8 protein-coding genes are annotated in these 7,156 nt (G+C 59.9%); 1 reads left to right on the top strand and 7 read right to left on the bottom strand.

Annotation, left to right across the window (positions count from 1 at the left end; genetic code table 11):
* Nucleotides 1–111 precede the first annotated feature (111 nt).
* From GVL50_RS28260 to GVL50_RS28250, 3 genes are all read right to left on the bottom strand, one after another.
* Nucleotides 112–1,725, bottom strand: a complete 1,614-nt coding sequence (locus GVL50_RS28260) for an NAD(P)/FAD-dependent oxidoreductase (protein ID WP_159815828.1) — start codon at nt 1,723–1,725, stop codon at nt 112–114.
* A 97-nt stretch (nt 1,726–1,822) separates the two neighbouring features.
* The gene (locus tag GVL50_RS28255; protein WP_159815827.1) at nt 1,823–2,476 is read right to left on the bottom strand and encodes a COG3650 family protein; all 654 of its coding nucleotides are present in this window, start codon (nt 2,474–2,476) and stop codon (nt 1,823–1,825) included.
* A gap of 172 nt (nt 2,477–2,648) precedes the next feature.
* Nucleotides 2,649–3,248, bottom strand: a complete 600-nt coding sequence (locus GVL50_RS28250) for a short chain dehydrogenase (RefSeq protein ID WP_159815826.1) — start codon at nt 3,246–3,248, stop codon at nt 2,649–2,651.
* A gap of 104 nt (nt 3,249–3,352) precedes the next feature.
* Here GVL50_RS28250 and GVL50_RS28245 point away from each other — a divergent pair, with 104 nt between their 5' ends.
* Nucleotides 3,353–4,267, top strand: coding sequence for a LysR family transcriptional regulator (locus GVL50_RS28245; RefSeq protein ID WP_159815825.1), 915 nt, complete (start codon nt 3,353–3,355; stop codon nt 4,265–4,267).
* A 102-nt stretch (nt 4,268–4,369) separates the two neighbouring features.
* Here the strand turns inward: GVL50_RS28245 and GVL50_RS28240 are convergent, their stop codons facing one another.
* From GVL50_RS28240 to GVL50_RS28225, 4 genes are read right to left on the bottom strand one after another with little or no spacing between them, the layout of a single operon-like run.
* Nucleotides 4,370–4,846, bottom strand: a complete 477-nt coding sequence (locus GVL50_RS28240) for a DoxX family protein (RefSeq protein WP_159815824.1) — start codon at nt 4,844–4,846, stop codon at nt 4,370–4,372.
* The gene (locus GVL50_RS28235) at nt 4,843–5,601 is read right to left on the bottom strand and encodes a DUF2063 domain-containing protein (protein WP_159815823.1); all 759 of its coding nucleotides are present in this window, start codon (nt 5,599–5,601) and stop codon (nt 4,843–4,845) included. The genes GVL50_RS28240 and GVL50_RS28235 overlap by 4 nt, the downstream gene beginning before the upstream one ends.
* Nucleotides 5,598–6,485, bottom strand: a complete 888-nt coding sequence (locus GVL50_RS28230) for a DUF692 domain-containing protein (RefSeq protein WP_159815822.1) — start codon at nt 6,483–6,485, stop codon at nt 5,598–5,600. Before GVL50_RS28230 ends, GVL50_RS28235 begins: the two co-directional genes overlap by 4 nt.
* A 25-nt stretch (nt 6,486–6,510) precedes the next feature.
* The gene (locus tag GVL50_RS28225; RefSeq protein ID WP_053117837.1) at nt 6,511–6,813 is read right to left on the bottom strand and encodes a DUF2282 domain-containing protein; all 303 of its coding nucleotides are present in this window, start codon (nt 6,811–6,813) and stop codon (nt 6,511–6,513) included.
* Nucleotides 6,814–7,156 lie beyond the last annotated feature (343 nt).

Raw genomic sequence — 7,156 nt, 5'->3', positions numbered from 1 at the left:
GGGCTTGCTCGCGAAAGCAGTGTTTCAGGCGATACATGTATCGCCTGAAACGACGCTTTCGCGAGCAAGCCCGCTCCCACAGGGGTTTTGTGTTGTGTCAGTTAGTGCTGATTAGTCAGTCAGGCCGAGGATGTCGCGTGCCACGGCTTCTGCGATGCGAATCCCGTCCACACCCGCCGACAGAATTCCGCCCGCATACCCCGCGCCTTCACCCGCCGGGAACAAGCCTTTCACGTTCATGCTCTGCAGCGTTTCGTTACGCGTAATGCGCAGCGGCGACGAGGTACGCGTCTCGATCCCGGTCAACACCGCATCGTGCAGCGAGTAACCGCGAATCTGCTTCTCGAACGCCGGCAAGGCTTCACGAATCGCTTCAATCGCAAATTCCGGCAATGCCAGGGACAGATCGCCCAGCGCCACGCCCGGTTTGTACGACGGCTCGACTTCGCCCAGTTCGGTCGAAGGAATGTCGTTGATGAAGTCGCCAACCAGTTGCGCCGGCGCCTTGTAATCGCTGCCGCCAAGGATGAACGCGTGGGATTCCAGGCGTTCCTGCAACTCGATCCCCGCCAGCGGGCCGCCCGGATAATCGACTTCCGGGGTGATGCCGACGACGATGCCGGAGTTGGCATTGCGTTCATTACGCGAGTACTGGCTCATGCCGTTGGTGACCACGCGGTTCGGCTCGGAAGTCGCCGCGACCACGGTGCCGCCCGGGCACATGCAGAAGCTGTAGACCGAACGGCCGTTCTTGGCGTGGTGCACCAGTTTGTAGTCGGCGGCACCGAGTTTCGGGTGGCCGGCGTACTTGCCCAGACGCGCACGGTCGATCAGCGATTGCGGGTGTTCGATACGGAAACCCACCGAGAACGGTTTGGCTTCCATGAACACGCCACGGCTGTGGAGCATGCGGAACGTGTCGCGGGCGCTGTGGCCGAGGGCCAGAACCACGTGTTTCGAATGCAGGGTTTCGCCGCTGGCCAGTTGTACGCCGACCAATTGGCCGTCCTCGATCAGCACGTCGGTGACGCGCTCCTGGAAGCGCACTTCGCCGCCCAGTTCGCGGATCTGCTCGCGCATGTTTTCAACCATGCCGGTCAGACGGAACGTACCGATGTGCGGCTTGCTGACGTAGAGAATTTCTTCCGGCGCGCCGGCCTTGACGAACTCGTGCAGGACTTTGCGGCCAAGGAACTTCGGATCCTTGATCTGGCTGTACAGCTTGCCGTCGGAGAACGTGCCCGCGCCGCCTTCACCGAACTGCACGTTGGACTCGGGGTTGAGTACGCTTTTCCGCCACAAGCCCCAAGTGTCCTTGGTGCGCTGACGGACTTCGGTGCCGCGTTCGAGGACGATCGGCTTGAAGCCCATTTGCGCCAGCAGCAGGCCGGCGAAGATGCCGCACGGGCCGAAACCGACAACGATCGGGCGCTGGTTCAGGTCGCTCGGCGCTTCGCCGACGAATTTGTAGCTGACATCCGGCGCCACGTTGACGTTACGGTCGTCGGCGAACTTGCCCAACACGTTGGCCTCGTCGCGCACTTCGAGGTCGATGGTGTAGATGAAGCACAGTTCGGAGGACTTTTTGCGCGCGTCGTAGCTGCGCTTGAACAAGGTGAAATCGAGCAAATCATCGCTGGCGATGCCCAGGCGCTGCACGATGGCAGGGCGCAGGTCTTCTTCGGGATGGTCGATTGGCAGCTTGAGTTCAGTGATTCGTAACATGGCGAGGATCCGGGTTCGCGGGGCGCACAACTGCGCCAGGGCGTTTGAAGGCCGCGATTATAAGCCGCAAAGGCCGGATCCGGTGAGGCTAAAACGCTCAGTCGTTGCGCGATCCGCCGAAATACCCGCAACCGCGCTGCACCTTGCCGTCGATGCGCAGCTCGGCGCTCATGTGCTGCACGCTGCCGGTGTTGCTGTCGATGCAGCGCTGCGGCGCGACCCACAATTCAATGCGCTGGTTGTTGGCTTCGCTGCTGAGATTGAAGCGGCCATCGCCCAATTGATCTTCAATGTACGGCACGGCGAGTGGCGGCTGGCCTTCACGGTCGATGACCATACCTTTGCCGCTGACCTTGACGTTCCACTCCGGGCCATGGCCGGCGGCACGCAGGATCAGCAGTTTGAAATTCGGATCATCACACGCGGTGCCGGAGCGCTCGACGCGATACAGCTGAGTCAGATCGAGGCGATCGCCGGAGACTTTGCCGCGAACATCGGCGAACAGCTTGCCTTGCTCGTCGGCGAGGGTGGCGGCTTCTTGCAGCACGCTGGTGCCGCCGATGTCGTTGACCACCAGTTGGCGCTGATCCTGACACGGCTGGAACACCAGTTTGCCGTCAGCGGCGGTCAGTTGCCCCTGCATCCGCGTTTGCCCGACGTGCGAGGCACTTTCACGCGGGCCATCGAACAACTGGCACGCCGCAAACAACGGCAGCAGGGCAACAAGGACTAACGAACGGGCAACACGCATCTTCGGCTCTCCAGACAAGTGTCGCCACGTTACGCAGCCTGTCAGTCAAATGCAAAAGATCGCAGCCTGCGGCATCTCCTACACCGAATTACGCCGCCCGCCGGCAAAATGCAAAACATCGCAACCCCGACACTCCCCTGTAGGAGCTGCCGCAGGCTGCGATCTCTTGATCTCACCCCACGTGAAACGTCTGCCCGGTCTGTAGCCCTTCAACACTTTTCGCGTAGGCCAACGCCACATCCGCCGCAGGAACCGGCTTATAGCCACGGAAGTACGGCGCATATTTACCCATCGCTTCCAGCAACACCGTCGGGCTGATCGAGTTAATGCGCAGGCCACGCGGCAACTCAGTGGCCGCTGCCCGCACAAAGCTGTCCAGCGCACCGTTGACCAGCGCTGCCGACGCACCGCTGCGAATCGGATCGTGGCTGAGCACGCCAGTAGTGAAGGTGAACGAGGCGCCATCGTTGGCGAATTCGCGGCCGATCAGCAGCAAATTCACTTGGCCCATCAACTTGTCCTTGAGGCCGAGGGCGAAGCTGTCTTCGCTCATCTCGCCCAGCGGCGCAAATGTGACGTTACCGGCGGCGCAGACCAGTGCGTCGAATTTGCCGGTCTGCTCGAACAGCTTGCGGATCGACGTGCTGTCACTGATATCCACATGGAAATCACCGCTGGTGCGGCCGATACGAATCACTTCGTGGCGTTGCGACAGTTCTTTGTCCACGGCCGAACCGATGGTGCCGCCAGCGCCTATCAACAGAATTTTCATCGAGCTGTACCTCAAGTGTGTGAACGAGGTTTCAGTCTAGAGTGGTTTTTTCTGTGGATAAGCGCACTAATAGGCAACCTTTGGTTTTCAAATGGAAACAATCCATGAGCGAAATGGATGATCTGGCGGCGTTCGCCGTGTTGATCGAAGCCGGCAGTTTCACCTTGGCGGCGCAGCAATTGGGCTGCAGCAAGGGGCAGTTGTCCAAACGCATCAGTCAGCTCGAAGCGCAGTTTTCCGTGGTGTTGCTACAACGCACCACTCGACGCCTGAGCCTTACGGCGGCCGGCGCTGCGTTATTGCCCCAGGCGCAGGCGCTTGTAGTCCAGGTCGAAAAAGCCCGTCAGGCATTGGCGCGGTTGAAGGACGACATGGCCGGCCCGGTGCGTATGACGGTTCCGGTGTCGTTGGGGGAAACGTTTTTCGATGGATTGTTGCTGGAGTTTTCGCATCAGTATCCCGAGGTGCAGATCGAGCTGGAGCTGAACAACAGCTACCGCGATCTGTCCCGCGATGGCTTTGATCTGGCGATCCGTTCAGAAGTGGCGAATGACGAACGACTGGTGGCCAAGCCGTTGCTGGCCTGGCAGGAAATGACCTGTGCGAGTCCCGCGTATCTGGATCGATTCGGCGAACCGTCGACACCACAAGCGCTGGCCGAGCACCGTTGCTTGCTCAACAGCCACTACAGCGGTCGCGAAGAATGGCTGTATCACCAGCAGCACGAATTGTTGCGAGTACGCGTGTCCGGGCCGTTTGCCAGCAATCACTACAACTTGCTGAAAAAAGCCGCGCTGAGCGGCGCCGGTATCGCGCGATTGCCTTCGTACCTGCTGCAAGCGGAATTGGCTGACGGCCGATTGCGCTGGATCCTGCGTGATTATCAGACGCGGCGCATGCCGATGTACCTGGTGCATCCGTATCAGGGCGGTTTGCCCAAGCGCACGCAAGTGCTGGCGGACTATCTGATTGGCTGGTTCAAACGCAGCGGCGAGGCGCTGGATCGCCTCCAGCGTTAACGGTGATCCCCTGTAGGAGCTGCCGAAGGCTGCGATCTTTTGATCCTGAAAAAGAAAGATCAAAAGATCGCAGCCTTCGGCAGCTCCTACAGGGATTTTTGTTTAGCGGGAAAAACGGCGGGCGATCAGGTGGTCGATCGACATCTTGCCCGGCCCGGTCGCCATCAGATACAGCAACACCGCCGCCCACGTACCGTGAGTCGGGTAAGCATCCGGGTACACAAACAGCTGAATGGTAATCGTCATCCCCAGCAACGCCATGGCCGAAAAGCGCGTAGCAAACCCAACCAGAATCAGCACCGGAAAGAAGTGCTCGGCAAACGCGGCCATGTGCGCGGCGATCTCCGGCGACAGCAGCGGCACGTGATATTCACTGGTGAACAACGGAATGGTCGAATCAGCGAGACGCGGCCAGCCAAGCTGAAAGGTGCCGTCGATGAGGTCGATCGCCAGCCCCTCGATCTTGGTCTGCCCGGACTTCCAGAACACCGCTGCAATCGCGAAGCGCGCAATAAAAGCGATCAGGCTCTGGGGGATTCTCTCGAGCAGCGCAATGGCGCGAGTGATCAGGTTGTTCATGGCGTTACCTTATTGTTCAAGTGGGTGATGACGTTGCGCGCGATCAGCAAGGCCAGGGTCTGGCTGAGATCGAATTCAGGGCTGTTTTCGGCAGCTGCCAGTAGCGGCTGGCCGTTGATCAAATGGCGGATAAATACGCTGGCGCCGTGATCGATGGCGAACACCTCAACCTCCAGACCGTTGCGCAGGATCAGCGCGTGCTGACCCTGATGGATCTCGATGCCTTCAAGTGACGGTTGTTGCTGATGTGCAGCCCAGATCGCAACCACGGCATAAGCCGAATGGAGGAGGTGCAGGGAGGGATGAAGCGTGAAGCACAGATCGCTTAAGCCTTGCGGGGCGGCGAGTGCTGCGGTGATCTGTTCTGGCCGTACGGGGTCGGCGTCGGCGGCGTGATAGGCCTGCGTGCGCAGATGCTCAAGGCGCGCGACATCGGCCAGATAGGGCACGCTCGATGCCGGTTCGAAGGCGTCAATAAAGTCCGCAAACGCTTCGCCATAGCGGCTCATCAACGGACTCTGCGGCGGCTGCTGTTGTACGAAAGTGGCCGCCATGGCGCGGAAAAATTCCTCGCCGACCAGTTGCGCAACCACCGGATAACCGTCCGCCAGTGCGTTGATCAACGAGCTCTGCACATTGTTGCGGTACACCGCAAACCGGCTGGCGGGATCGGCGCCGTTACTGCTGCACAAACCGGCAGGGCAGGGCAGACGTACATCGAGCAGCGCGGCGCTGAATGCGCTGTGCGTGCTCATGGCCGACTCCCGGCGCACAGCAGCATTTCGTCTGCCTGCTGCGCTTCGGCCAGCAAGGTGTTGAACGCGGGCACCTGATTGTCCCGTTCGATCAAGGTTGCTATCGGCCCGATACGATCCAGCGTCTGCCAATACAAGGCCCAAACGGCTTGATCGATCGGCGCGCCATGATCGTCAATCAGCAATCGGTCGCCGAGGTTGTCAGAATCTTCGGCAAACCCGGCCAGATGAATCTCGCCAACCGCGTGCAGCGGCAGCGCATCGAGATACGCCAATGGATCACGGTGATGATTTACGCACGACACATAGACATTGTTGACGTCGAGCAACAGCCCACAGCCGCTGCGACGGATCACTTCATGGATGAAGTCAGGCTCGTCGTACGTTGAATGCTGAAACGCCAGATACGTTGCCGGGTTTTCCAGCAGCATTGGCCGTTTAAGAGTGTTTTGCACCTGATCGATGTGCGCGCAGACGCGGTTCAGCGTCGGCTCGTCGTAGGCCAGGGGCAGCAGGTCATTGAGGAACACTGGGCCGTGGCTCGACCAGGCCAGATGTTCGGAAAAGGAGTGTGGTTGATAGCGCTCGATCAGCTCGGCCAGACGTTGCAGGTGCTGAGTATCCAACGGCCCTTCGCTGCCGATGGACAAACCGACGCCATGCAGCGACAGCGGATACTGTTCGCGAATCAAACCGAGAAAGTGATGAAACGGGCCGCCGGCCACCATGTAGTTTTCGGCGTGGACTTCGAAAAAACCGATGTCCGGTTGGGTATCGAGCACTTCACGAAAGTGCCCGGTCTTGAGCCCCAGCCCGGCACGGGGCGGGAGCCCGGTGAGGGCTGCCTGAGTGCGGGGGAGGGCATGGTCGTCAGGTGTGAACATGATCGTCACTCAGGCAGGCCGTGAATCAGGACTTCGCTTTGAAAGCTTCCATCTGGCCGAAACCGGTCGGCGAGGTTTTGCTTTCAGTCTTGGCGCAGGTGCCCTTAGGGACGAGCTTCCAGGCGTTGGCCTGGTAGTCGGTTTTCGCGGTGCCAGCGCAGGTGGTGCCGGCGCCTGCAGCGCAATCGTTCTTGCCTTTCATGGCCACGCCAAAGCATTTTTCCATGTCATCGGCCGCGTGGGCGGTAGAAACGGCGGCGATGCTCAGCGCAGAGCCGAGGGCCAGAACCAGGGCGGTGGCGGACAGAGTGCGGGTGGTAGCAGTCATGGTGTTTCTCCAGTTTCGGTCAGGGTTTTTACAAGCGTTTTTGCGCTTGCTTAACCCTCTAGAGAAAGGTCATGGCGATGCGTTACAGCGGGGCTTAAATCTTTTCCAGAATTTTTCCTGACACCGCTGTCCCCTTGTGGGAGCGGGCTTGCTCGCGAACGCGGTGTATCAGTCGACATCATTGCTAACTGACACCCCGCCTTCGCGAGCAAGCCCGCTTGTATGGTAGGACTCGAAGGGGTGGGTGGGACCAAAAGCCAGCTTCTGACTGTTAGCCCAGTACAGACTGTGGGAGACATCGGCCCCACCCCTTCCACCAAAGCGCCGATAAAGAATGCTTCGT

Origin of the sequence: Pseudomonas sp. 18058, assembly GCF_902706155.1 — a bacterium.
GTDB lineage: Bacteria > Pseudomonadota > Gammaproteobacteria > Pseudomonadales > Pseudomonadaceae > Aquipseudomonas > Aquipseudomonas rustica.
This window is presented reverse-complemented; position numbering and strand designations above follow the sequence as displayed.

Bases quoted from the DNA above. Each gene is read 5' to 3' on its own strand.
- GVL50_RS28240 (WP_159815824.1), bottom strand. From the start codon at position 4,846: ATGAACAACCTGATCACTCGCGCCATTGCGCTGCTCGAGAGAATCCCC.
- GVL50_RS28235 (WP_159815823.1), bottom strand. From the start codon at position 5,601: ATGAGCACGCACAGCGCATTCAGCGCCGCGCTGCTCGATGTACGTCTG.
- GVL50_RS28225 (WP_053117837.1), bottom strand. From the start codon at position 6,813: ATGACTGCTACCACCCGCACTCTGTCCGCCACCGCCCTGGTTCTGGCC.
- GVL50_RS28250 (WP_159815826.1), bottom strand. From the start codon at position 3,248: ATGAAAATTCTGTTGATAGGCGCTGGCGGCACCATCGGTTCGGCCGTG.
- GVL50_RS28260 (WP_159815828.1), bottom strand. From the start codon at position 1,725: ATGTTACGAATCACTGAACTCAAGCTGCCAATCGACCATCCCGAAGAA.
- GVL50_RS28255 (WP_159815827.1), bottom strand. From the start codon at position 2,476: ATGCGTGTTGCCCGTTCGTTAGTCCTTGTTGCCCTGCTGCCGTTGTTT.
- GVL50_RS28245 (WP_159815825.1), top strand. From the start codon at position 3,353: ATGAGCGAAATGGATGATCTGGCGGCGTTCGCCGTGTTGATCGAAGCC.
- GVL50_RS28230 (WP_159815822.1), bottom strand. From the start codon at position 6,485: ATGTTCACACCTGACGACCATGCCCTCCCCCGCACTCAGGCAGCCCTC.